Origin of the sequence: Cytobacillus luteolus (genome assembly GCF_017873715.1) — a bacterium.
GTDB lineage: Bacteria > Bacillota > Bacilli > Bacillales > Bacillaceae_L > Bacillus_BV > Bacillus_BV luteola.
In genome coordinates, this window is the sequence record NZ_JAGGKM010000006.1 from 14,965 (window position 1) to 38,205 (window position 23,241).

A 23,241-nucleotide genomic window follows, 5' to 3' on the forward strand; every position below is an offset into this window, starting at 1 on the left:
TAAAGGAAGGTGACTACAAATGTTGATTTATATGATTCGAAGACTACTTCAAACAATTCCCGTTATGATCGGGGTAACATTAGCTGTATTTTTGATGATGCACTTAATTCCAGGCGACCCTGCACAAATTATGGCAGGTGAAAATGCAAATCCTGAACAGGTTGAACAAATGCGTATCAACTTAGGCCTTGATGATCCACTTCATGTTCAATATTTCCGTTATGTTTCAAACGCTATCCAGGGTGACCTTGGAGAATCGATTAGAACGAAGCGTGATGTGACAGAAGAAATCTTTACAAATCGTTTTTGGATTACAGTCCAGTTAGCAGTTATCGGTACAGCATTATCCGTACTACTAGGTTTAGTAGCAGGTATTATCTCAGCTACTAGAAAGTACACCTTCGCTGATGTATCTATCATGATTGTTGCTTTATTTGGTTTATCAATGCCAAACTTCTGGTTAGGGATTATGTTGATTTACTTATTCTCTGTTAATCTAGGAGTTTTACCTGTAGCAGGCTGGGGATCTTGGGAGCAAATGATTCTTCCTGCCATCACACTAGGAACTGGTGGAGCAGCAATCATTGCTCGTATGACACGTTCTAGTATGCTAGAAGTTATTAATCAGGATTACATTCGAACTGCTTATGCAAAAGGGGTAAGCGATAAATTAGTAATTTATAAGCACGCTCTACGTAATGCATTAATTCCTGTTGTAACAGTTGTTGGTTTACAATTCGGAGGATTATTAGGTGGAGCAATCATTACTGAAACAGTATTCGCAATTAATGGTTTAGGTCGTCTAATCATTGACTCAATCCGAGCGCATGATTTCCCAATGGTACAAGGAACGATTCTTGTATGTGCGGTTCTGTTTGTATTTGTAAACTTCCTTGTTGATATTACGTATCGCTTAGTAAATAAACGTATTGATTTGAACTAGAACGAAGGACGGTGAAAGACTATGACTGAATCAAAAAAGGATCTAATTCTTGAGGTAAAAGGACTGCGCACCTCTTTTTTCACAGATGAAGGTGAAGTTAAGGCTGTAGATGGTGTTGATTTTTCAATCGAAAAAGGGAAAACAATTGGAATCGTTGGGGAGTCTGGATCTGGTAAAAGTATTACCTCTCTTTCCATCCTTCGTCTTCTAGAAGAAGGTATCGGTAAGATTGTTGGTGGAGAAGTCATCTTTAAAGGTCAAAATCTATTAAATAAATCTAAAAAAGAAATGCGAAATATCCGTGGTAACAATATTTCAATGATTTTCCAAGAGCCAATGACTTCTTTAAATCCTACTTTAACCTGTGGTGAGCAAATTGCTGAATCGATTCGTATCCACCAAAAGCTTGGCAGAAAGGAAGCATGGGTAAAAGCGGTAGATGCACTTCGTTTAGTAGGAATTCCATCCCCTGAAAGTCGTGCTAAGCAATACCCATTTGAGCTATCTGGTGGTATGCGTCAGCGTGTTATGATTGCCATTGCATTAGCTTGTAATCCTGAATTACTTATTGCAGATGAACCTACTACTGCACTTGATGTGACAATTCAGGCTCAAATACTAGATTTAATTAAAAACCTACAACAGGAGCTTGGTACTTCATTAATGATTATTACCCATGACCTTGGGGTTGTAGCGGAAATGTGTGATAAGGTTGCTGTAATGTATTGCGGAAAAGTTGTTGAGTATGCAGATGTTAAAACGATTTTCAATGATCCTAAGCATCCTTATACTATTGGACTACTAAACTCTGTACCAAAACATGACCAAGACTACGAAGGAGATCTTGCAGTTATTGAAGGCTCAGTACCGAGTCCATTTAACCTACCACAGGGCTGCAGATTTGCTCCACGTTGTCCATATGCTAGAGAAATCTGTCACTCCCAATTACCAGAATTAGTTACAGCTGAAGACGGAGATCAAGTTCGTTGCTGGATTCATACAGATCAATGGGATAAGGTAGAGGAGGTCGCAGGTAAACGATGAGTAAAAAAGCGTTGTTAGAAGTTAAAAATCTTAAACAATACTTCCCTATTAAAGGTGGAGTGTTCGGACGTACAGTAAACCATGTAAAAGCAGTTGATGATGTTAGTTTCACAGTGTATGAAGGCGAGACTGTTAGCATCGTAGGTGAGTCTGGTTGTGGTAAATCAACAACAGGTCGTGCGATTCTCCGTCTTGATAACCCATATGCTGGAGAGGTTAATTTCGAAGGTGAAAATCTAGTTAACCTTAGTAAATCGAAAATGAGGAAAAAACGTAAGGATCTACAAATCATTTTCCAAGATCCGTATGCGTCACTTAACCCTCGTCAAACGGTTAGTCAAATTTTAGAAGAAGCCTTAGCTATTCAAAATGTAGTACCCGCTGGAGAGCGACGTCAAAAGATTGTAGATTTGCTAGAAACAGTTGGTATCGGTGCTCACCAAATTGACCGTCACCCACATGAGTTCAGTGGTGGTCAGCGTCAACGTGTCGGTATTGCTCGTGCCCTTTCTGTTAACCCGAAGCTTGTAATATGTGACGAGGCCGTTTCAGCTCTAGACGTTTCAATCCAAGCCCAGGTACTGAATTTGTTGAAGGATTTACAACGTAAATTTAGCTTAACTTATCTGTTTATCTCACATGACCTTGGGGTTGTTCGTCATATCTCTGACCGCATCATTGTTATGTATCTTGGTAAAATTGTTGAGATTGGTGATAAGAAGTCTTTATTCGAAAATCCTCAGCATCCTTATACAAGAGCGTTATTATCAGCTATTCCAAGTACGAACCTGGATGAGAAAAAGGAGCGAATTATCTTAAAAGGTGATGTTCCTTCTCCTATCAATCCACCAGCTGGCTGCCGCTTCCATACTCGTTGCCCATTTGCAATGGACCGCTGTGCAACTGAAGAGCCTGCGCTTCATAACGTACCTGGCAAAGAGCACCAAGCAGCATGTCACTTAATTGAAGAAGGTCCAGTTGATTTTTCAACACTTACTTCTAACTATTAATACTTTTGTTTAAGACCAAACAGTGATTGTTTGGTCTTTTTTTTAGTTAAAAAATAAACAAACATTTATTTGTTTTTTTCAACCCCTTGATACTCTTGGGTTAAATCCAACTCCTCAAACGTTTGATTATTTTGCCTTAAATCAAAAAAGCTGCACTACCAAAAAATTAGTAGCTACAGCTTCGTTTAACTAACTATCCAATTGTTGCACCTGGAACAACTTAAAGTACGCTCCCTCTGCTTTCATTAACTCATTATGTGTGCCGACTTCACTGATTTCTCCGTTTTCTATCACAACAATCTTATCAGCATGGGTAATAGTCGAGAGTCGATGAGCGACAATAAAGGTTGTGCGGTCCTTTGCTAACTTTTCCAAGGCTTCTTGAATTAAATGCTCACTCTCCAAATCTAGTGAAGATGTTGCTTCATCAAGAATCAACAGTGGTGGGTTCTTTAAAAACACCCTTGCAATCGCAATCCTCTGTTTTTGGCCTCCAGACAACTTAACTCCGCGCTCTCCTACCTTTGTATCATAACCTTGAGGTAAGTTTAAAATAAAGTCATGGGCATTTGCCGCCTTGGCTGCTTCGATCACTTCTTCTTCAGTTGCATCTTCTTTTCCAATTAAGATATTGGCTTTAACAGAATCACTAAACAAAATTGTATCTTGTAAAACCATCCCTATTTTATCTCTCAGACTTCTAACCTTTAAATCCTTTATATCAACACCATCTACCAGGATACGCCCCTCTGTTACATCATAAAAGCGTGGAATTAATCCTACAAGAGTGGACTTGCCTCCACCACTCATACCTACCAATGCAACCGTCTCGCCCTTATTAACGTCGAGTGATACATTATGCAACACATCTGAATCCTCATCATTGTAGGTAAATGAAACATTTTCAAATTGAACATGCCCCTCAATCGTTGGACAATCAATTGCATTAGGCTTATCTTCAATGTCATACTTTTCATCAACAAATTCAAATACACGATCCATTGAAGCAATCGACTGAGTAAGTGTAGTTGAAGAGTTAACTAGGCGTCGTAGTGGATTATACAACCGATCGATAAATGCAATAAAGGCAACCATTGTTCCTACGGATAATTCACCTTGAATAACTTGATACCCCGCAAAAGAAATAACAAGTAAAGGAGCAATATCCGTAATTGTATTAACAACAGCATAGGTTTTAGCATTCCAACTTGTATGTTTTAATGCTTTATCTAAAAAATTACTATTCTGCTTATCAAATCGATTTTGCTCCAAATCTTCTATTGCGAAGCTTCTTATCACAGGCATCCCTTGAACCCGCTCATGAAGGTATCCCTGCACTTCAGCTAATGCTTGCGAACGATCACGGGTTAGTGAGCGAAGCCTTCCATAAAAGTGCTTCACTGATAAACCATAGAAAGGGAATAACACTAATGATACAAGTGTAAGCATCGGATCCATCGTTACCATGATTGCTACTGCTATGACGATTGTTATCATATCAAGCCATAAGTTCATTAATCCTGTAATAACAAATGTTTTCGTTTGCTCAACATCGTTTATAACACGAGAAATAACCTCTCCAATTCTCGTATTTGAATAATAGCGTAGGCTCAGTTTTTGGATATGTCTAAAGAGCTGATCTCTTATATCGTATAAAATTTTACTGCCTACCCATTGTGCGTAGTACTGTCTGTAATATTCAATGGGAGGACGAACAATCACAAAGATGAAAAAGATAAAGCCCATTATTTTTAAAAGCTGATTCGTCTTGTCCTCGGTTGACATGTCTTTCGAACCGATAATATCATCGACAACGTATTGCAACAAAAGTGGAATTAATAAAGGAATGGTAAACTTTATAACACCAATTGCTACTGTACCAATTATCTGCCAACGGTATGGTCTAACAAACTGCATATAGCGCTTAATACTACCCATATGGCCTCCTAAAATGATTCATGAATAAAAACCTGTTGTCACTTGATTCAACAGGTTTCATTTACTACCGAAACTATATACTCTCTTTATTTTCAAAGGTGATTTACCTGCGATACGTTAAATAACGTTCATACCATTGATCAATGAATTCTGGTGCAAAAGGCCCTTTACGCCCGCGAATCCAGCGAATTAGCCTGTCCACATTGCTCCAAAGGATACGGTCAATTGGTTCAGGATATTTCATTTCACGTCGATGGCGTTCATATTCATCCTCATCCAATAAAATATAGGTCATGTCCGGGAAAACTTTAATATCTAAATCATAATCTATATATTTTACTGCCTCTTGATCCCAAATAAAAGGGGAACTAATATTACAATAATAATAAATTCCATCTTCCCTGATCATTCCAATGATATTAAACCAGTGTTTAGAATGGAAGTAGCAAATCGCCGGTTCCCTTGTAATCCATGTGCGTCCATCTGATTCTGTCACGACTGTACGATCATTTGCACCAATTACAAGGCTTTGCGTCCCTTTTAGAATAGTGGTTTCATCCCAAACACGATGGATATTTCCATTGTGTTTATAGCTATGTATTTGTACTCTGTCTCCTTCCATGGGAGCATCCATTTCTCTTCCCCTACTTTCATCCTGGACGCTTTGTTACTATAAGCATATTTGCAATTAGTGTTTTCTTGATTTTATCAAGCATAGATTCAAAAAATTGTGAAATCAGTAAATAGTAAATGTGGTGAATGCTTGATAAAATTGTATGTAAAAGTGCTGTTTAGTAAACAAAGATTTTACCATTTACTACTATTATAACGGTTAAAGTCATAATTTAAAACAAAAGAGCCATCAGTTTTTTGATGACTCGGGATTTTTATAAATAATTATCCTGAAAAATTAAGCAATAGGCTGTTGTCTGTCTTGGTATGTACGGATGACTTCCTCGGTTTGGTGTTCGAATGTTTCTTGTATTTGGCGAAGTTCTAGTTTCATGTTGCTGATTTCTGCTTGGATTGAATCTAGTTCTGTTTGGTTTTGGAGTGTTATTAGTTCTTTTTCTAGTTGTTGGCAGCGTTCGATTTCAGATTGGATGAATAGTAATTTATCCATTGTTTTTAATTGTTCACTAACAAGTTGGTCAAAGCGATTCATTGTTGATTGTCCCCTTCCAATACTTTGGTCTCAAGTGGATGCTCAAAATCATCATACTATAGATTTCTTTCTGTTTTTGTTATTTCCTCTGACTAGTTATGGCTATTTTTGGTAAGTTTTGTCGAGAGAGGTATCTTTTCTTTTTTTCCACAAGAAAAGCACTCCCTATCGTAAGATAAGAAGTGCTATGGGTTAAGTACTAATTAAGAATTGCCTTGACCTTTGTTAGCTTGGCTTTGTTGGTTTTGACGTCTTACTTCTTGAGCGTTTGTTTCGCTAGCGAATTCAGTTCCGAATTGACCAGCTCCACCTTGAGATTGTGCATTCTGTTGTCTAACTTTTTGAACGTTAGTTCCAGCAGATGTTTGATTTGGATTTTGGTTTGCCATTGTAATCACCTCCACGAAGATTAATTTGTCCCGGAGGTAATTTTATTATCCAGAAAAAAAGTAAATTTTTTTTTTTGTTTTTTTTCGAAAATTAAACGAGTAGTGATCTGCCACCATCAACAATAATGGTTTGCCCTCTGATCATGCTTGCTTGGTCAGATAAAAGGAACATTACCGTATTTACAAGGTCTTCAGGTTCCACCATTCTACCAGCAGGTGTATTTTTTCTTGCATCATCTAACAATTCTTCCCGGTTCGGAAAGTGTTTTAGTGCATCAGTATCTACCGCTCCACCTGAAACAGCATTGACGATGATATTTTTTTCAGCAAGCTCTACTGCAAGATATCTTGTTAGTGATTCTACAGCTGCTTTTGAAACACCTACGGTTGTGTAATTTTTGAGATAGCGGATGGAGCCTAATGAACTTAAGCTGACAATTTTCCCTCCACCATTCTTCTCCATTCTTTTTGCAGCCTCTTGCGCACAGAAAAGAAGGCCTTTGCTGTTAATATCCATCGTCCAATCCCAATGAGACTCTTCAAGCTCCATAATTGGACGAAGCACACCTGATGCTGCATTACTAACTAATATATCTAACCTTCCAAAAGCTTCATCGATTTCTTGAAACATTTCAGCAATCTTTTCTGGTTTCCCTACGTTTGCTTTTACTACAAGAGCTTTACGTCCTAATGCTTCGATCTCTGCTGCAGCCTCAAGTGCCGCTGACTTGCTTCTCGCATAATTGATTACGATATCATATCCTTCGTTTGCTAAACGGATGGCAATGGCTTTTCCTATTCCTCTACTGCTTCCAGTTACAAGTGCTACTTTATTAGACATGTTAAATCCCCTTTTATGTAAATTTTAATTAAGAGTATAGACAGTGTTATTGTATCAAAAACTAAGTAAGATTTCGGTATTTCCGAGGAGGTTATATTCCATGTATGTAGGTCGAGATATGACTGAACTAACGATGATGAGCATAAATGATTGGAAGGATAGTGAATTAGCCTTCTTCCACCACTCCTTCCAGCAAATTGTTCCATATTTAAATGCAGAAGGTCAAGCCATCCATCGAGATATCATTATTGAAATCGAAAATAGAGGCGGCTTAATGAGGCAAGAAGCTGATTGGACGCACGGAACAAGAGTAACCTACGATTAAAAGGTTGGGGCCTGACCCCCGGCGCGTTAACACGTTAACGCACTGGGGGTCAGGCCCCGCTCTTAGTTTTTGTACTCTTTATATATCTTCTGGTGAGAAACAGGGAATGGATATTCAGTGATATCCTTCTCCGAAACTAATTTCAGGTTTTCTTGGCCTTCAAATTCGCTAACCAATTTTCCTTTATAGACGGCGATATTCCAGATTAAATGTGAAAACACATGTTGAATGGATGTAAATTGTTCTTTGATCTCAACTTTCAGGCCATAGGTCTCCTGAAGATAATCTTGTAAGTGTTTTTTCTGTACATCATATTCAGTCACTGTTTCATGATTCGGGAATTCCCATAGGTTAGCAAGTAATCCCTTGCCCGGTCTTTTGTGGATTAACACATTTCCTTCTGAATCTTCAATCACAACTGCAGCCATAGCGACTGATTTCGGCTGCTTTTTCTTACTTTTTACAGGCAGTTCTCTTTGGACTCCCTCAGCAAACGCTTTGCAATGCTTTTGAACAGGACATAATAAACAAGCTGGGTTTGATGGGATACAAATTAAAGCACCTAGCTCCATGAGACCTTGATTAAAGTAGGACGGATTTTCTTTTGAAATGATTTCTCTAATAATTTCTTCAAATTGCTGACGTGTTTTCGTTTTTCCGATATCATCCCAGATCGATAATATCCTTGATAGCACCCTCATTACATTGCCATCAACAGCCGGCTCTGGTACCCCGTACGCGATACTAAGAATGGCACCTGTTGTATACGGGCCAACTCCTTTAAGCTTCGAAATCTCATCAGCAGTATTTGGGACGATTCCATTATAGGATTCCTTTACCTCTCTAACACCCGCTTGAAGATTTCGTGCTCTTGAGTAATACCCAAGCCCTTCCCATGCCTTTAGGACCTTTTCCTCATCTGCTTCTGCTAAGGAGTCTATCGTTGGAAACTGCTCTATGAAGTTGTTAAAATAAGGGATAACCGTATCAACTCGAGTTTGCTGAAGCATGATTTCGGATATCCATACTTTATAAGGGTCTTTATTTTTGCGCCAAGGAAGATCTCTCTTTTCCTTTTCAAACCAAGTAATTAGATCATCCTGAAATTCATCTATAGAAAAATGTTCTAGTGTCTCTTTAGTTGTATTATTCATTTTTTCCCCCAGGTTGTCTGTGAAAAGTAGGTTATGAGCTCTTTTTTAAAGCCCAATATTGAATGCTCGCTCCCCCACCTTCAACAAAGTTTTCAAAATGAGTGAATAGTGCATGACTCTTAGAGGTACGTATCTTTTTTAAGGCGTAAAAATGAGCCTCTGTTGGTACCTGAAAGACTTCAATATATTTGTTCGTTTGGTGTGTTAAAGAATACCATTCAATTCTTTCTGCACCGAACTCAGATAGTAATGATATCACATTTTTCATAAGATGTTCATATTGATGATTAAAAGTCTTTTTAACTTCATATTCAATAAAAACTTGAAAGCTATTTGTCATTCTTTTTGTCACTCCTTTTAAAATCTATATAGTTGGATAAATTAAAGTGAAGAAGTTTCATGCTTAAGGAGGTTAAACTGATTGGATACAGGCACACATGTAGTCATGGGCCTTGCACTGGGTGGCATTGCGACAATTGACCCAACTGTATCAGCGCACCCTGCAACTGCCCAAGCAGTTATGTTAGGTGCAATTATCGGCTCACAAGCACCTGACTTAGATACCATACTTAAATTAAGAAATAATGCACAATATATACGAAATCATCGAGGGATCACTCACTCAATACCAGCCATTATCCTTTGGCCCCTACTAATTTCAGGGATCATTCATTATTTTTTACCAAACGCTAACTTTTTCCACTTATGGATTTGGACATTTATTGGTGTAATCCTTCATGTTTTTGTCGACATATTTAACGCTTATGGGACCCAAGCCCTTCGACCATTTTCGAAAAAATGGGTCGCTTTAGGAGTAATTAACACATTTGATCCTTTCATTTTTTTCATGCATATCGTGGGAATCTTGCTCTGGGGCTATGGTGCACATCCTGGTTACACCTTCCTAACCATTTACTTGATTCTCATTGGCTACTACATTTTGCGATTTAGTCAGCGTAGAAAAGTGGCGAATGCTGTCAATGAAAAAATTGAAAATATTGAAGAAATCATTATTTCACCAACCCTTCGTTTTAACCAATGGCATATTGCTGTTACAACTGACCGTTATTTTTACGTGGCAAGGTCTGTTAACAACGAAATTGTCATTCATGATACATTTGAAAAGTGCCCATTGCCGGAGTCACCGTTATTTAATGCAGCTAAAAAAGATAAAAATGTATCTGCTTTTTTATCTTTTTCACCGGTTTATCGATGGGAAGTGGATGACTATGATGATCACTACGAGGTTCGATTCATTGATTTACGATACAGAAGTAAAGGGTATTACCCCTTTGTCGCAGTCGTACAGCTTGATGCACAATTAGAAATTGTAAGCTCTTATACAGGATGGATTTTTAGTGAAGAAAAATTGAGGAAGAAACTTGAATTAATACCAAATTAAAAAGGCGGAGGTCCTAGAACCTTCGCCTTTAATGTTGCAAATAATCGTTCTGATTAAGCAAATGTTTATATTTTGGATTGTTTGTCACAAACTCATGAAGGTTTGCGCCATACTGGTTGATCCATTGGGTTACAATTTTCTCTGTTACTTCTTTCCCTTTATAATTATATCCCGCTTTAGCATAAGATGTTTCAAAATCATCCCATAATAATTCAACCCATGTTTTTGCCTGGGCATAGGAAAGACTATCGTTTTTTTCTAAAAGATATGCTGTTAACTTTTCATAATAATCGTTCATCATTTTTCCACCTTTCTGGTAATATTTCACGCTTCAAATAACACATACTCACACCCGAAAAACCCATACTAATAGTACGTGTTTAAAGAAAACACATTTCTTTTTACACGATACTTTTTGTTTTAGGAGGAATACTCTATATGGTTAGAAACAAGTCAAGAGGTTTCCCTAATCAAAATAACAACAAGTTTGAGGGTGAGCCGCGAGCAAAAGCTGAATATAATTCACGCCGAGCTGATGGCACTATTAACACTCACCCACAGGAACGAATGAGAGCATCGGGTAGACGACAAGACCACTTTTAAAAAGTGTACTGTGTAAAAATTTCTGATTAGCTAACGATTCCTTATTCAACAGCGGAGGTGCTTAGATTGGGAAAACATACTAAGAAGAAGTTTTACGATAATCTTTATTCGAATCCTTTTCAACAAGCTTGGGCTAATCCAAAACACTCTTGGGCTCAGGTTAATGGGGAAACAAAACAGACACAGAACCTCATTATTCTTGAACACCAAACTAGAAAGCGTTCGTAATTGTTAGGATAAGCTAGTTTTTACTAGCTTATCCTTTTCTTATGAGCATTGAAATTGGAAGTGCGTCTTCCTCTTTACTCCCTTGGCGGTGCCCCCATGCAAATATGCCGTTCATATAGTCAATCTTGAAGGTAGCCCCTGGGTCTCCTTCAATTTCATAGACTTCTCCGGGTTTAAAGTCCTCGGGATTTAAAAGGTATGCTTTCGCCATTACCACTTTGCGTTCAAGCACCGCATATTCATTCACCATTCCAAGCTGTTCAGCTTTTCGTGCCTTTTCAGTAAGTGTTGCAATTTCCTGCTTCAACTCATACTCACTCATTTGGCTATATCTTTTATCTTGCATCGATTTCCACTCCTATGTGTAAAAACTCTTCTTAAATTATAGAAGAAAATTAGGACTTAATACAATGTTTAAGGATATAACGTATAATAGTACTACAATTATTCCCTTATTAAAGGTGGAGTTCACTTGGAGACAATCTTAATTACAGGTGCAGGTTCGGGCTTAGGTAAAGAACTAGCCCTTCAATATGCAAATAAAGGTTATCATATACTATTAGTTGGCAGAACACTTGAAAAACTTACTGATACAGAAAAAGAAATTATTACTAACGGTGGAAAAGCTACATCATTTGCCATGGATATAGGTGATATCGATCAAGTAGAAAAATGGACTGCAACCATTTTAAAAAAACATAAGATTACACATTTGATTAATAATGCAGGTGTAGGCTATTTCGGCCCTCTTACCTCATTAACTAATCGTCAAGTGGATGAGATGATTCACACAAACATCACGGGTACTATAAATGTTACAAAGACACTACTACCACATTTACTCGCCCATCCTAACACAAAAATAATGAACATCATTTCAACCGCCGGACAAAAAGGCAAAGTTAACGAATCTGTTTATGTTGCTTGTAAATATGCCATTAGAGGATTTACTGAAAGCTTGATAAAAGAGCTTGAAGCGTCTTCTACGTCTGTCACCGCCGTTTATATGGGAGGCATGGATACGCCGTTCTGGAACAATGCCCCTGGCCATATCAAAGACAAATCAAGGCTTCGCACACCAAAGGATATTGCTTCGACGATTATAAGTGAGTTTAATGGGCAGGCGGAGTTATTTGTATAAGTGGCTGCGCTCCAAAAGGAAATTTATCGGACTCAGTCCACATAAGCTAGGTTAAAAAACAACTCTAGATATTTTTAATGGAGTGGATTGGAGCGAAAGGCACTTGACTCCTGCGGGAAGTAGAGGAAAGGTCGAGACCCCGCAGGCGAAACGCCGAGGAGGCTCGACTTCCTCCCCGCGGAAAGCAAGTGCCTGCAGCGCAAAGGAACGGTCTATGTTCATTGTGGGGGCCCCTACTCTTCCTCTTTCATCAACTCAATAAACCTCGAAATCAAATCCATAGAAAAACCTTTCCTATAAAGAGCCTGTTTCATCTTTTGCTCATACTCCCAGCCTTCATACTTTTTATAACGACTATGCGCTTTACGCCCCTGATATTGGACTGCCTCCCACTCTTCATCTTTTTCTGGATCATCATCGTCAGTTGCAACCTCTTCATTCACAATCTGAATAACATCCCATGAAAAGCCTTTGCGCATTAACATCTCTTCTGTTTTCTGTTTTTGTTGAATTTTAGATACCTTATTTGCCTTTTTCTGTATCTTAGTTGTAAGCTTTAATGCTGTTTCAACCTGATCTTCCTTACTAAACAGAGCTAAACTCGATTCAATAATATCCCTAGATACTCCCTTTTCTATTAACTCCTGTTTTATGATACCTGGACCTTTGCTGCTCGTATTGATTTGCGTTTTTACATACGCTTGGGCAAACTCCAAATCATCTACATAATTTAATGATTTTAATTTATGTATGATATCAGGAATGACTTGATCGTCAACTTCTTTACTTTTTAAATGAGCGACTATTTCTTTCTCTGAACGCATACGATATGACAAAAATACCAGCGCCTGATTTAATGCCTTCTTTATATCATCCTCAAACTGAATTTCTGTCAAATCAAGCTCGTCTAATTCTAAGCCTTTTTTTAAATGAAACTTTATTAAAACATCTTGATTGACACTAAAAGCATATTCCTCGCCTTTTCCGTAGTCGATGAACACATTATAGCGTTCTTTATTTTTTTGTTGTGTGGTAATCTTGGTAATATAAGCCATATTTATCACCTCATAAAATCTAACTTAATTATAGGGGGTCTTTATTTGAATATTGCAATCGCAGGTGGCACAGGATTTGTTGGAACCGCGTTGACACATTATCTCATATCAAAAGGACATACTGTTTTTATTTTAACTCGAAATGTAAACAATAAGAAAGAACAACACCCTAACTTACACTATGTAAAATGGTTAAGTCCAGATTCTACTCCTGAAGCAGAGCTAACCTCAATAGATGCAATTGTAAACCTAGCAGGAGAATCCATTAACAGTGGTAGATGGACGACGGAAAGAAAAAAGAGAATTTTAGCTAGTAGAATAAATGCGACAGAGAAAGTTGTTAACTTAATTTCTTCACTACCAAAAAAGCCTGAAGTGCTAGTTAATGCTAGCGCAATTGGAATCTATGGTACCTCACTAGATGAAACTTTTACCGAGAGTTCAAAACGTGTTGGCTCAGATTTTTTAGCAACAACTGTACACACATGGGAAAAAGAAGCACAAAAAGCTGAGGACCATGGTGTTAGGACTGTGTTAGCCCGCTTTGGAATTATTCTAGGTGAACGTGAAGGAGCACTACCAAGGATGGTCTTACCTTATAAGATGTTCATCGGAGGGACAATTGCTTCTGGCCAGCAATGGTTATCTTGGGTCCACATACAAGACGTTGTTAGAATGATTGAATTTGCGATTACTCAAGAGTCCATACAAGGACCATTAAATATTACTACTCCTGAACCGAAAAGAATGAAGGACTTCGGCAAAACCATTGGTGCTGTAATCGGTCGACCTCACTGGTTACCCGTACCAAGCTTTGCCCTACGTCTACTGTTAGGAGAAATGAGTACTCTCGTAGTAGATGGACAAAAAGTATTGCCTACTAAGATACAGCAAATGGGCTATCGTTTTCTTTATGAAAACCTTGAAGAAGCACTAGAAAACATACTAAAAACATAGTATTGTTGAAGCTAGTATATTTAATTTTATTGAGAGAAATGGGAGTACAAAATGCCAGAGATTTTATTTAAAAATGCAACTATTTATCCTATTACTTCAGCTAAGTTAATGAATGCAGATGTACTTACTCAAAACGGCAAAATTAAAGAGATAGGCTTTGGAATACAACCTACTGAACAAACAAAGGTTATTGAATGTGACGGTAAACACCTTCTGCCAGGATTGATTGATGTTCATACTCATCTTGGGTTATATGACGAGGGAACTGGTTGGGCTGGTAATGATGCGAATGAAACGATTGAGCCACTTACACCACATATTCGTGCGCTAGACAGTGTTCACCCACTAGACCCAGCGTTCGGTGATGCCATCCGATATGGTATTACTACAGCACATATTATGCCTGGAAGCTCAAACATTATTGGTGGAACGACCTCTGTTATCAAAACACATGGCAATAATGTTTCGAAGATGCTGATGCAGCCATTAGCAGGCTTGAAAGTTGCCTTTGGTGAAAATCCAAAGCGAATGCACAGCCATGGTAACAAAGAGTCAATCACGCGAATGGGTATTATGGGGATGCTTAGAGAAACCTTCTATAAAGCACTTTACGGAACTCATGCTGAAAATGATATTCGCGTCATTCCTATTATTAAAGCACTGAAGCGAGAAATTCCTGTCCGAATCCATGCACATCGTGCGGACGACATCATGTCTGCGGTTCGATTTGCCGATGAATTTAACTTGGATTTTAGAATAGAACATTGTACTGAAGGACATTTAATTGTAGATGAGTTAGCTGATCGAAATTTAAAGGTATCCGTTGGACCAACACTAACACGCCGTTCAAAGGTTGAATTGAAAAATAAAACCTGGAAAACGTATCAAGTGTTGACTGATAACGGAATTGAAGTTTCAATAACGACTGACCATCCTTATACACCAATTCAATATTTAAATGTATGTGCTGCAATAGCTGTACGCGAAGGTATGGATGAACATAAAGCGTTAGAAGGAATCACCATAACGGCTGCAAGAAACTTAAGAATTGAAGACCAAGTGGGAAGCCTTGAAGTTGGTAAAGATGCTGACATCGTTTTATGGAATCATCATCCGTTTCATTTTCTTGCAAAACCTGAATTAACTATGATCGGTGGAGACATCGTTTATCAAGGAGAATAAGGGGTTTTTATACACTTTGACATCGTTAGACAAATGTAAACTTTTTTCGTCGAATTATAGAAGAAATTTACATTATTTTTTTACAAAAAAGTAGTATCTTTTTCATTTAAATTTTAGTATTATACGTTAGTAATTAAAAAATTTAATAACTTTACTTAAATAATCTGTGATTATTTATGGGAAGGCAAATGGTGCGCCACCAGTGTGACTGGTTCTAGTGGGTTCGATTCCCACCCCGAAATTTTTCTCAACACAAAAATTTCGAGGGTGGATCGATACTACGAGTCTGTCTGTCCTCTTTTGGAGGGATAAAGATGCTGAAAAAACGTGATCTTCAAGATTGCCAGGCTCTTTATGAATTAATGGTGCACCCAGATGTCTTCCCTTTTGTGCGTCATAAAGCTAATTCATATGAAGAGTTTCTATTTTTAACAAAGCAAACAATTGAAGCTGAAGAGCGTGGTGAATTGATTTCACGTACCATTCTTGATGAGTGGGGCTCTCCAATTGGGACAATTAATTTATTTGATTTACAAGACAACGCAGGGTTTCTTGGTACGTGGTTAGGTAAACCTTATCACGGAAAAGGATACAACCAATTAGCAAAGGATCAATTTTTCAATGAACTATTTTACGATATGGATATTGAAAAGATCTTTATGCGTGTTCGAAAAATAAATGAACGTTCTAATAAAGCAGCTGCAAAATTACCATATGTGGCCTTTGCGAACAATACAAGAAAAAGCCTACTTGATGAAATTAACGCTGGGCAAGATATTTATAACTTGTATGAAATCTCTAAGGATCAATACACACTTCATACACTACGAACAGCAGCCGTATACGAAGAAAGCCAACATTTATTAGAAGCTTAATTATAAAAAAGTCTATTTTTAGAAATAGGCTTTTTTTGTTGTTTTAAATAACTAACATTAAGGGCAAAATAATACTAAATTGTGGAAAGTGAGGTTGTATATTATGGCAAAAGAGAAAAGAAGAGAACGTACAAAAAGCACTTTAAGCAGCGCACAGGAATTAGCATACGCTAGAGACTTTAAAATGGCTGACCAAGCTGGTGGCTACACTGAGAAAAAAGCACGTCATTAATATTTCCTTCTACTGCCACTTATGAATTAGTCGCGATAAGACAACCTATTAGATGAGGAATATCACATTCTTCATATACATGATAGGGGGCATTTGGTATGGGAAGATCGCATGGACATAAAACACGAGACAAAAATAAAGCAACATTGCCACAAGTACCTAAAAACATGAAATCTGACGGCATCGACGAGGAATTTTCACGTGAACTAGCAGACCAAAACGACTTGGAAGCACAAGCACGTGCTGATGCTGCAGACAGAAGACAAGGGAAAAACCGCTAAGAAGTTTTTCCGGATGTTGTAGCCCCAATCACCTATTGATTGGGGCTGCTCTTTTATAAAAAAACTATTGTAAAGACTAAACGGTTCCGTTTCTGTAGAGAAACATACGAAATAGCATACTAATTAGCAGACCAATTCGCATATGATTTGGTCTGTTGTTTTTTCCTTCTATATCAACGTTTATTGGTTATAAATACTCCGATTCGCATACTAAATCGCACCTCAAATAACATAGTGACAACAGCTGTTGTCAACGTGCTAATTACAATGTTAATTGGTATGTCATTTGCTATGAAGTTCCATCAATTAATTGTAATTAAATGTTAAAATAAATATAGAGCTTGTGAAGTGTTACACTTAAACTAACGGAGCAGGGTAGTGGAAAAAGTAAGTCATCATTTCTTAATACGTAGTAGACACATACTGTGCAACAAAATGTCTTTATTTTCAAATGACTTTGTGAGAAGAATTTACTTAAGTTAACGCAGAAAAGTAAAAAAAGACAAAAAGACTAAACAAATAACACTGCTGCTTAGTCTTTGTCTTGTCTTGGGGGAACTTGATTATCTTTGGCTAAGTAGTCTTTTTAGGCTCATAAAGCCGCTTATAAATAAAAAAGTAAAGGATAAAGATGTATAGTTATGAAAAAAATCCATTTTTTTCAAACGGTTAAGTTAGTTTTCCCTTCTATTCAACACTCCAAGACTGTCAAAGGAAGGCTATAAATTAAAAGTTTTTTTCTATTTTTAAAACATAAATATATACATCCTTTTTAACTTTATTGTGTAAGCCACTCATTTTATTTTGCTTGAGAAAGTTTCTTACGATCAGCGGATTGAGGTGGCTCTTCAAGCCAACCATTTTTTATCATGATATCAGCCCCACTTTTCCCTAACCTTGCAACCTCTAAAGCAAGTCTAAAATAGTCTGTTCCTAAATCCATCCTCATACTTACTGAAGCAGCCAATCCGTAATTCCCCATTCCAGTATTACTTATTAAAGTAGTAATAAACATCATAAGTTTATCGGAGAATGCAGGTGTTGTGGAATTCTTAACACTCGTATCCCATGACATTGGTGCCTGCATATCATTATCTACCAATGCTTTTCCGAACACCTTTATATGCTTCTGTGCAATTTGTTGTGCTCGTGTCATAAACTCTCGTACCTCTTTTGACTGTGCCATTTGTGCAAAGCTTGTAGTTAACATACTACCAAGTAAATTAGTTTGGGTATTCATAAATAAATGAGATACTTCAATAGCATTTAATGGCCGCTTACTAGTAAATGGGTTTAAACTGGCACTTAAATACTCCTTATCCTCCACAAATTCAACTTTCTCTGGGTATGATATGTATGGAGGTCTTACTAAAACTCCTTTTTGTACGGATACCTCAGTTGTGTTCTTGTATATATTACTTGTAGATACTAGACAATCCTGAAAGAACCCAACTATGTCTTCTCTAACTGCTAATGATGTTGCGCTGCTATACGTTACCATTCCTACCTTAGCCATTTGTCTTAAAAACAATAAAAAAAATGTATCTTCGTATATTCGGGGAACATTGGGAAACACATCTTTTTCTTTAGAAAAACCAACTGGTATAGGGATATTCTCAGTATTAAAAACTTGAGTAATAAACCCAATGTTTTGTTCAGAGAGTGTTCTCGCCATTTGAATAATAGGTTCAATATCAGAATCCTCGTTCTTTGCTAAAAAATATTCAGTTATACAAATGGATAAAGTATCATTTTGATAAGTAGTCCAAAGTGTTGCGATCTCTGCTGATGTTAACTTTATCTTAGAATGGGATGCCATTTTTAACCTCCTACTATAAAAAACATTTATTTCTACTTATTTTGCCTATAATATTTAATTTCATTAATATAGGAATTAAAATGTAAAGATTATTTAGCTTAAGGAAACTTTTTAAGAACAACTACAAAAAAGTCATTTACTGCATAGTACAACAAAGATAATGGTAATAGATTAATATTCAAGAGATAATTGCTTTTAAAGTATTCGTCTTTTTCTTATTTGACTAAATACTGAGCAACAATATTTATTAGTTTGTGTTACTTTGTGTAAACTAGTTGTGAATGGTATTGTAATGGTACTTTGAAACTTTTATTAATTGCGTTGAGAACTATTCATAAGGCAAAAGATTTCAGCTAAATTGGTGGTCTCGTTAAAAAGGAAAACTTGTTTACAGTTCGAAGAAATGGATAAAAACAGATGGATTTGGAATATTATAGTTAAAAGGAGGACATGAGGTGAAGTCTATATTCTTAATACCTGCTATGATAATATGTACAGTAACACACTTTCTCTTTACACGATATTCTCTTAATAAGCAGAAGAAAGCTTCTTTAGTCAGTGGTGTTATATTGACTTTGTTAGGTGTCATATATTCCACAGTCCAAACTCAATACATAGTGAATAAATTACCTAAGAAATTAAATGATTAACTATTTCCTTGCCTTCTAACTAGTTGTTGGTAGCGTTTAAATATATTCCACTAATCAAGGCTGGTCTTGATTAACAAAGGCATTCTATAATTCAATTATAAGACTAATATTTTTTTGATTTCATCAGGTTTTACATGCCTGTCATTTATAACAGGTCCCTTTACTGCAAAGTACAAAATTACTGTTTACAAAATTACCTAATATCAGACGAATACGGTCAAAGTGATTGTCTTTTTACATTTACTTATAGTGCGCAGTAATTTATTTCATAAGAATATATAAATTAACGAAATAGGCTAATGTAACATGAGAGCACACATCATTAAATAACATTGATGTGTGCTTTCGAGTTTTTTATATCCTTATATTTTTCGAAATAAATAATAAAAACAGAGTAATGACAGCTGGAATAGGCAATTCCCAATAACTCTCCTTACTCTTATGACTAGAGCGATAAAGTGGAATAAAATTGAGTTGATAAATTTTTAAAAACTGACATAGATGGATTTTAATTACACATACTAAGATTGTTAAGTTTTACTTGACTTGACAACTGTCATCCCAAACAACGCTGACGGGAAAGGTGTTGTTTGGGTAATTATGTAGATTTGAACAGAAAATACGATCAGACATTGTGAGTAAAGTTGGAGTCGGTCCATACTTATAACCGTTCTGAAAAACATTTCGATTAGATTGAGATATAAGCATTGCATAGTTGCTATGTTTGTTTCACAGGGGCAATTACTGCTTGATAATTTAGATTTATTGTGGCAAATTACCATACCTATTCTCTTTTTTTTTTATTATAGAGACTTCTTCGTTGGGAAAAGATGGACAGTTTATGAAGTCCTAAACTCCGACATAACAAGTTTAAATTTAACTACTTTAGCAAGAAATTCTCCAATTGCTTTAGATATTGCTATGATTGCATTTCATGACCAACCTTTAATAGCTTTAACATTTTTATATGCTGCGCAGTACAACGATGCTGTTCAATAATAAATTAATGATGAACAAATTGGTCTATTTCAAGTAAGTGTTGGTGAAAGTCTTACTAGTAGGGAATTGTTTCGGTAAGTATCTTTAAAAAATCTCACTTAACAATATTCCAATTAGAAACCATTCATTCTGATCAAACTTTTCGGGAAAGGGAAGAATCATTATTAACGATTACAATATGGTTTTCCATATGGGAATCTTTTTTGTATTTGGAAAAAATATATAAAAAGGGGGACTGTGCTATGACTACTCATAACAGCGTTAAATTAGTATCATCAGAATTAGCTAATATATGGAAGTTATATCAGTTTGAGACTTTAAACAGATGTATGTTACAGCATTTTTTAGAGACTGTTGAGGACAGGGATATAAAAAATATCATTCAAATAAAATTAGAGGCAAAAGAAGTTAGAATACAACAAATTGCTTCTATCTTTAATAAAGAAGAAATACCCACACCTGTAGGATTTACTGAAAAAGACGTTCATTTGAAAGTACCAAGACTTTTTACGGATGTATTTATGGCAGAATATATTTATTATATGGCTATTGTTGGATTAGAGTCATATGCTAGAGCAATGTCTATTTCTCCTCGTGCAGATGTTCGTCATTTCTTTTATGAAGGTATGACCTTTTTTGGGGATATTCAAAATAAGATTATGGACCTTTTACTACAAAAAGGGATTTTTACTCGACCGCCTTATATTCCATATCCCACTCGGGTTGATTTTGTAAAGGAACAAAGTTTTTTAACTGGATGGTTTGGAGAGAGAAGATCTCTTCATTGTATGCAAATTACACATTTATTTTTTAATTTAAGAAGGAATGCGATAGGTAAAGAATTACTAATAGGTTTCAGTCAAACTGCCCAATCAGAAGAAGTTCGTGAATATATGGTAAGAGGAAAAGAGATAACAAATAAATTAATTCATACATTTCATTCCATATTAGTAGCTGATGATATAACACCTCCTACCTTTGGAGGTATGGTAGTCACAGAGTCAAAAATTGCCCCTTTCTCAGATAAGTTAATGCTTAGTTTAATAACGTTTCTTGACGCATTTGGTATGGCTACATATGGATTATCCTTATCGGAAAGTACAAGAAGGGATTTGTTTGCTCAATACACGAAAATCATTGCACAAATTGGAGCATATGGAGAAGATGGGATAAATTTAATGATTAAGTACGGATATTTCGAACAACCACCGAAAGCTCCAGATAGAAATAAGCTTTCTCAATAGTTTTTTTCCAATACGCTTCCTTAAAACAAGTTTATATTTATGTAAATGTAAATAGGAAAGCAGTGAGATTTCGGTGGAATCTACTTCTTTTTTAGGTGGATATTAACATATGGTGAGAGATGTTCATATTAAGTTACTGCACAGTACAATACTGTGCATATTCACTCCATACTATAAAGCATGCTTATAATTCTCACTTACAGATTCCTTTCTGATAATTACACCAATAAGTATTACCTTTAGATAGTTTGATATATTGCTGTTTCTCTCTTTTATAATTACTAATTGATTTAATAAATTCATTTTTTCTTCATAGGATAAATTTTCCTTGATTGTTTTGATTATAGACTTCTGGTTAAGTAGGTAAACTTTTTTGTCTATTTTTAATTTAATTTCTATTTCTGGTATATAATCGTATGTTACGTCTTTCTCACATAGTTCTAGCATGTAATCAATAACTTTTGTGCTCATTATTTGTCATTTCCTCCTTGGTGACTTGGCTATCATAGTGTATATGAACACTTTAAACCCATAGTATTTTGTCCATATCTTCAGAAAAAACTAGGTTTTAATAAACACTATATAACATTTCGACAAATTTCGCATCAATAATTTTTAGAATATAAAATTTATTCAGTATTTTAGGTTTCCGAAATAAATTAAAGAAGGGCCTTAATAAAAAAAAGAGCAGGATAATGAAATAAAAAGAAATAAAAAAATGGGTAATTCGCTAGAGCACTTTTAATATAAAATTTGTATAATGTTATTAACAAATCACCTCCAAATGATTTGTACGACATGATAGCACTGTTTCTTTCCTCCTATTCGGTTAGAAACGGGGAGAGGCAATTACCCTTGGAAAAGGTAATTGTCTTTTTAATTTTGGTATTTTAACTAATTTCAATAAAAATACAAAGATTAGAAATGAGCCTAAATAAATGACTTATTACAATTAAATAAAACTATCTGTGAGTTACATAGTCAATACTGGCCTACAGAAGTTGTTATTTCGTTTTCCTAGTGGTATTAATAGTTACGAATTTATATGATGTAAATTCTTATATTAGGTATATCCATTTCAACCTTCATAAAATGCGGTTAATTAACAAATAATAAATGTAAATTTGAGAGGGGGAAACTCTTTGGAGTATAAAATGGAAAAAAATCAGGAAGAGTTCTTACAAAAGATACGACACACTACTGAAGATCTTTACCAACTTCAAACTGATTACTGGAAAGAGTTTTCTTACTTCGATGATTTGAAATTTTGGGTCGTAGTCCTAATGTTAATTGTTCCACTAATAATATTATTCATTAAGATTGATAGAAGTAAAATCTTACTATTAGGATTTTATGGACTCAATTATCATATATGGTTTGCATATACAAATTCTGCCGGTATTAGACTAGGTTTATGGGAATATCCTTATCAAGTTTCTCCAATAATACCTAGTTTTGCATTAGATGCTTCTTTAGTACCAGTTGCATTTATGCTTGTATATCAATGGACACTAAATAAGAATAAAAAATTTTATCTCTACTCAACAGTTCTTTCAGCTTTCTTTGCTTTTGGTATGAAACCCATATTAGTAAGTCATCATTTTTTTAGGATGTTTGAATGGGTAAATTACTTACACTTGTTTTTGTTTTACATATTATTTTTTGTAATATCTAAATTAATTACGAATGGGTTTTTAATCCTTCAAAAAAGCCGTTGATAGAAAAATTTCACAAATGGTGTAGAAGATTTAAGACAAGGACAAA

Annotated in this window: 27 protein-coding genes; 15 read left to right on the forward strand and 12 right to left on the reverse strand. The window is 35.9% G+C overall.

Annotation, left to right across the window (positions count from 1 at the left end):
* The first annotated feature begins 19 nt into the window (after window positions 1–19).
* The 3 genes from J2Z26_RS16820 to J2Z26_RS16830 are packed head-to-tail and all read left to right on the forward strand — an operon-like array spanning window position 20 to window position 2,997.
* Window positions 20–943, forward strand: coding sequence for an ABC transporter permease (locus tag J2Z26_RS16820; protein ID WP_193539777.1), 924 nt, complete (start codon window positions 20–22; stop codon window positions 941–943).
* Between the two features lie 21 nt (window positions 944–964).
* Window positions 965–1,987, forward strand: coding sequence for an ABC transporter ATP-binding protein (locus J2Z26_RS16825; RefSeq protein WP_193539778.1), 1,023 nt, complete (start codon window positions 965–967; stop codon window positions 1,985–1,987).
* Window positions 1,984–2,997: an ABC transporter ATP-binding protein gene (locus J2Z26_RS16830; protein WP_193539779.1), complete on the forward strand. Its 1,014-nt coding sequence runs from the start codon at window positions 1,984–1,986 to the stop codon at window positions 2,995–2,997. Before J2Z26_RS16825 ends, J2Z26_RS16830 begins: the two co-directional genes overlap by 4 nt.
* A gap of 189 nt (window positions 2,998–3,186) precedes the next feature.
* On the opposite strand, the gene J2Z26_RS16835 is transcribed toward J2Z26_RS16830, so the two are convergent.
* The 5 genes from J2Z26_RS16835 to fabL form a co-directional block, all read right to left on the reverse strand.
* Window positions 3,187–4,935 carry an ABC transporter ATP-binding protein gene (locus J2Z26_RS16835; protein ID WP_193539780.1) on the reverse strand — a complete coding sequence of 583 codons (1,749 nt, stop codon included), beginning with the start codon at window positions 4,933–4,935 and terminating at the stop codon, window positions 3,187–3,189.
* A 103-nt stretch (window positions 4,936–5,038) separates the two neighbouring features.
* Window positions 5,039–5,569: a nucleoside tri-diphosphate phosphatase gene (ntdP, locus tag J2Z26_RS16840; RefSeq protein WP_193539781.1), complete on the reverse strand. Its 531-nt coding sequence runs from the start codon at window positions 5,567–5,569 to the stop codon at window positions 5,039–5,041.
* A 276-nt stretch (window positions 5,570–5,845) separates the two neighbouring features.
* Window positions 5,846–6,100: a YgaB family protein gene (locus J2Z26_RS16845; protein WP_193539782.1), complete on the reverse strand. Its 255-nt coding sequence runs from the start codon at window positions 6,098–6,100 to the stop codon at window positions 5,846–5,848.
* A 203-nt stretch (window positions 6,101–6,303) separates the two neighbouring features.
* Window positions 6,304–6,489: a gamma-type small acid-soluble spore protein gene (locus J2Z26_RS16850; RefSeq protein ID WP_193539783.1), complete on the reverse strand. Its 186-nt coding sequence runs from the start codon at window positions 6,487–6,489 to the stop codon at window positions 6,304–6,306.
* 91 nt (window positions 6,490–6,580) lie between these two features.
* Entirely contained in the window at window positions 6,581–7,330 is a 750-nt protein-coding gene (gene fabL, locus J2Z26_RS16855) for an enoyl-[acyl-carrier-protein] reductase FabL (RefSeq protein WP_193539784.1), read from the reverse strand.
* 100 nt (window positions 7,331–7,430) lie between these two features.
* Here fabL and J2Z26_RS16860 point away from each other — a divergent pair, with 100 nt between their 5' ends.
* The gene (locus J2Z26_RS16860; protein ID WP_193539785.1) at window positions 7,431–7,655 is read left to right on the forward strand and encodes a hypothetical protein; all 225 of its coding nucleotides are present in this window, start codon (window positions 7,431–7,433) and stop codon (window positions 7,653–7,655) included.
* Between the two features lie 62 nt (window positions 7,656–7,717).
* Here the strand turns inward: J2Z26_RS16860 and mutY are convergent, their stop codons facing one another.
* Both mutY and J2Z26_RS16870 read right to left on the reverse strand, forming a co-directional pair.
* A complete protein-coding gene (gene mutY / locus J2Z26_RS16865) occupies window positions 7,718–8,809 on the reverse strand; it encodes an A/G-specific adenine glycosylase (RefSeq protein WP_193539786.1) in 1,092 nt (363 codons plus the stop codon).
* Between the two features lie 31 nt (window positions 8,810–8,840).
* Window positions 8,841–9,149 (reverse strand): hypothetical protein, encoded by a 309-nt coding sequence (locus J2Z26_RS16870; protein ID WP_193539787.1) that lies wholly within the window; start codon window positions 9,147–9,149, stop codon window positions 8,841–8,843.
* 81 nt (window positions 9,150–9,230) lie between these two features.
* Between J2Z26_RS16870 and J2Z26_RS16875 the strand changes: the two genes are divergently transcribed.
* On the forward strand, window positions 9,231–10,211 hold the full coding sequence (locus tag J2Z26_RS16875; protein WP_193539788.1) for a metal-dependent hydrolase: 981 nt from the start codon (window positions 9,231–9,233) through the stop codon (window positions 10,209–10,211).
* Window positions 10,212–10,239: 28 nt separating this feature from the next.
* On the opposite strand, the gene J2Z26_RS16880 is transcribed toward J2Z26_RS16875, so the two are convergent.
* Entirely contained in the window at window positions 10,240–10,509 is a 270-nt protein-coding gene (locus tag J2Z26_RS16880; protein WP_193539789.1) for a YfhJ family protein, read from the reverse strand.
* 140 nt (window positions 10,510–10,649) lie between these two features.
* Here J2Z26_RS16880 and J2Z26_RS16885 point away from each other — a divergent pair, with 140 nt between their 5' ends.
* A complete protein-coding gene (locus J2Z26_RS16885; RefSeq protein WP_193539790.1) occupies window positions 10,650–10,814 on the forward strand; it encodes a small, acid-soluble spore protein K in 165 nt (54 codons plus the stop codon).
* A 66-nt stretch (window positions 10,815–10,880) separates the two neighbouring features.
* On the forward strand, window positions 10,881–11,042 hold the full coding sequence (locus J2Z26_RS16890) for a YpzG family protein (RefSeq protein ID WP_193539791.1): 162 nt from the start codon (window positions 10,881–10,883) through the stop codon (window positions 11,040–11,042).
* Between the two features lie 28 nt (window positions 11,043–11,070).
* On the opposite strand, the gene J2Z26_RS16895 is transcribed toward J2Z26_RS16890, so the two are convergent.
* A complete protein-coding gene (locus tag J2Z26_RS16895; protein ID WP_193539792.1) occupies window positions 11,071–11,388 on the reverse strand; it encodes a YfhH family protein in 318 nt (105 codons plus the stop codon).
* A gap of 126 nt (window positions 11,389–11,514) precedes the next feature.
* Between J2Z26_RS16895 and J2Z26_RS16900 the strand changes: the two genes are divergently transcribed.
* Complete coding sequence (locus tag J2Z26_RS16900) at window positions 11,515–12,183, forward strand: SDR family NAD(P)-dependent oxidoreductase (protein WP_193539793.1); 669 nt, start codon at window positions 11,515–11,517, stop codon at window positions 12,181–12,183.
* Between the two features lie 233 nt (window positions 12,184–12,416).
* Here J2Z26_RS16900 and recX read toward each other — a convergent pair whose 3' ends face one another.
* On the reverse strand, window positions 12,417–13,238 hold the full coding sequence (gene recX / locus J2Z26_RS16905) for a recombination regulator RecX (protein WP_193539794.1): 822 nt from the start codon (window positions 13,236–13,238) through the stop codon (window positions 12,417–12,419).
* 45 nt (window positions 13,239–13,283) lie between these two features.
* Between recX and J2Z26_RS16910 the strand changes: the two genes are divergently transcribed.
* From J2Z26_RS16910 to J2Z26_RS16930, 5 genes are all read left to right on the forward strand, one after another.
* A complete protein-coding gene (locus J2Z26_RS16910) occupies window positions 13,284–14,195 on the forward strand; it encodes a TIGR01777 family oxidoreductase (protein WP_193539795.1) in 912 nt (303 codons plus the stop codon).
* Between the two features lie 51 nt (window positions 14,196–14,246).
* Window positions 14,247–15,377, forward strand: a complete 1,131-nt coding sequence (locus J2Z26_RS16915; RefSeq protein ID WP_193539796.1) for an amidohydrolase — start codon at window positions 14,247–14,249, stop codon at window positions 15,375–15,377.
* A gap of 314 nt (window positions 15,378–15,691) precedes the next feature.
* Window positions 15,692–16,252, forward strand: a complete 561-nt coding sequence (locus J2Z26_RS16920) for a GNAT family N-acetyltransferase (protein WP_193539797.1) — start codon at window positions 15,692–15,694, stop codon at window positions 16,250–16,252.
* A 103-nt stretch (window positions 16,253–16,355) separates the two neighbouring features.
* Window positions 16,356–16,484 (forward strand): YfhE family protein, encoded by a 129-nt coding sequence (locus tag J2Z26_RS16925; RefSeq protein WP_193471289.1) that lies wholly within the window; start codon window positions 16,356–16,358, stop codon window positions 16,482–16,484.
* A gap of 98 nt (window positions 16,485–16,582) precedes the next feature.
* Window positions 16,583–16,765, forward strand: a complete 183-nt coding sequence (locus J2Z26_RS16930) for a YfhD family protein (RefSeq protein WP_193539798.1) — start codon at window positions 16,583–16,585, stop codon at window positions 16,763–16,765.
* A 799-nt stretch (window positions 16,766–17,564) separates the two neighbouring features.
* Here the strand turns inward: J2Z26_RS16930 and J2Z26_RS16935 are convergent.
* Window positions 17,565–18,584: a DUF3231 family protein gene (locus J2Z26_RS16935; protein WP_193539799.1), complete on the reverse strand. Its 1,020-nt coding sequence runs from the start codon at window positions 18,582–18,584 to the stop codon at window positions 17,565–17,567.
* Window positions 18,585–20,475: 1,891 nt separating this feature from the next.
* Here J2Z26_RS16935 and J2Z26_RS16940 point away from each other — a divergent pair.
* Window positions 20,476–21,477 (forward strand): DUF3231 family protein, encoded by a 1,002-nt coding sequence (locus tag J2Z26_RS16940; RefSeq protein WP_193539801.1) that lies wholly within the window; start codon window positions 20,476–20,478, stop codon window positions 21,475–21,477.
* Between the two features lie 171 nt (window positions 21,478–21,648).
* Here J2Z26_RS16940 and J2Z26_RS16945 read toward each other — a convergent pair whose 3' ends face one another.
* Complete coding sequence (locus J2Z26_RS16945; protein ID WP_193539802.1) at window positions 21,649–21,948, reverse strand: hypothetical protein; 300 nt, start codon at window positions 21,946–21,948, stop codon at window positions 21,649–21,651.
* A 671-nt stretch (window positions 21,949–22,619) separates the two neighbouring features.
* On the opposite strand from J2Z26_RS16945, the gene J2Z26_RS16950 reads away from it, so the two are divergent.
* Entirely contained in the window at window positions 22,620–23,195 is a 576-nt protein-coding gene (locus tag J2Z26_RS16950) for a CBO0543 family protein (protein WP_319638103.1), read from the forward strand.
* Window positions 23,196–23,241 lie beyond the last annotated feature (46 nt).

Bases quoted from the DNA above. Each gene is read 5' to 3' on its own strand.
- J2Z26_RS16820 (WP_193539777.1), top strand. From the start codon at position 20: ATGTTGATTTATATGATTCGAAGACTACTTCAAACAATTCCCGTTATG.
- J2Z26_RS16825 (WP_193539778.1), top strand. From the start codon at position 965: ATGACTGAATCAAAAAAGGATCTAATTCTTGAGGTAAAAGGACTGCGC.
- J2Z26_RS16830 (WP_193539779.1), top strand. From the start codon at position 1,984: ATGAGTAAAAAAGCGTTGTTAGAAGTTAAAAATCTTAAACAATACTTC.
- J2Z26_RS16835 (WP_193539780.1), bottom strand. From the start codon at position 4,935: ATGGGTAGTATTAAGCGCTATATGCAGTTTGTTAGACCATACCGTTGG.
- ntdP (WP_193539781.1), bottom strand. From the start codon at position 5,569: ATGGATGCTCCCATGGAAGGAGACAGAGTACAAATACATAGCTATAAA.
- J2Z26_RS16845 (WP_193539782.1), bottom strand. From the start codon at position 6,100: ATGAATCGCTTTGACCAACTTGTTAGTGAACAATTAAAAACAATGGAT.
- J2Z26_RS16850 (WP_193539783.1), bottom strand. From the start codon at position 6,489: ATGGCAAACCAAAATCCAAATCAAACATCTGCTGGAACTAACGTTCAA.
- fabL (WP_193539784.1), bottom strand. From the start codon at position 7,330: ATGTCTAATAAAGTAGCACTTGTAACTGGAAGCAGTAGAGGAATAGGA.
- J2Z26_RS16860 (WP_193539785.1), top strand. From the start codon at position 7,431: ATGTATGTAGGTCGAGATATGACTGAACTAACGATGATGAGCATAAAT.
- mutY (WP_193539786.1), bottom strand. From the start codon at position 8,809: ATGAATAATACAACTAAAGAGACACTAGAACATTTTTCTATAGATGAA.
- J2Z26_RS16870 (WP_193539787.1), bottom strand. From the start codon at position 9,149: ATGACAAATAGCTTTCAAGTTTTTATTGAATATGAAGTTAAAAAGACT.
- J2Z26_RS16880 (WP_193539789.1), bottom strand. From the start codon at position 10,509: ATGAACGATTATTATGAAAAGTTAACAGCATATCTTTTAGAAAAAAAC.
- J2Z26_RS16885 (WP_193539790.1), top strand. From the start codon at position 10,650: ATGGTTAGAAACAAGTCAAGAGGTTTCCCTAATCAAAATAACAACAAG.
- J2Z26_RS16895 (WP_193539792.1), bottom strand. From the start codon at position 11,388: ATGCAAGATAAAAGATATAGCCAAATGAGTGAGTATGAGTTGAAGCAG.
- recX (WP_193539794.1), bottom strand. From the start codon at position 13,238: ATGGCTTATATTACCAAGATTACCACACAACAAAAAAATAAAGAACGC.
- J2Z26_RS16915 (WP_193539796.1), top strand. From the start codon at position 14,247: ATGCCAGAGATTTTATTTAAAAATGCAACTATTTATCCTATTACTTCA.
- J2Z26_RS16920 (WP_193539797.1), top strand. From the start codon at position 15,692: ATGCTGAAAAAACGTGATCTTCAAGATTGCCAGGCTCTTTATGAATTA.
- J2Z26_RS16925 (WP_193471289.1), top strand. From the start codon at position 16,356: ATGGCAAAAGAGAAAAGAAGAGAACGTACAAAAAGCACTTTAAGCAGC.
- J2Z26_RS16930 (WP_193539798.1), top strand. From the start codon at position 16,583: ATGGGAAGATCGCATGGACATAAAACACGAGACAAAAATAAAGCAACA.
- J2Z26_RS16935 (WP_193539799.1), bottom strand. From the start codon at position 18,584: ATGGCATCCCATTCTAAGATAAAGTTAACATCAGCAGAGATCGCAACA.
- J2Z26_RS16940 (WP_193539801.1), top strand. From the start codon at position 20,476: ATGACTACTCATAACAGCGTTAAATTAGTATCATCAGAATTAGCTAAT.
- J2Z26_RS16945 (WP_193539802.1), bottom strand. From the start codon at position 21,948: ATGAGCACAAAAGTTATTGATTACATGCTAGAACTATGTGAGAAAGAC.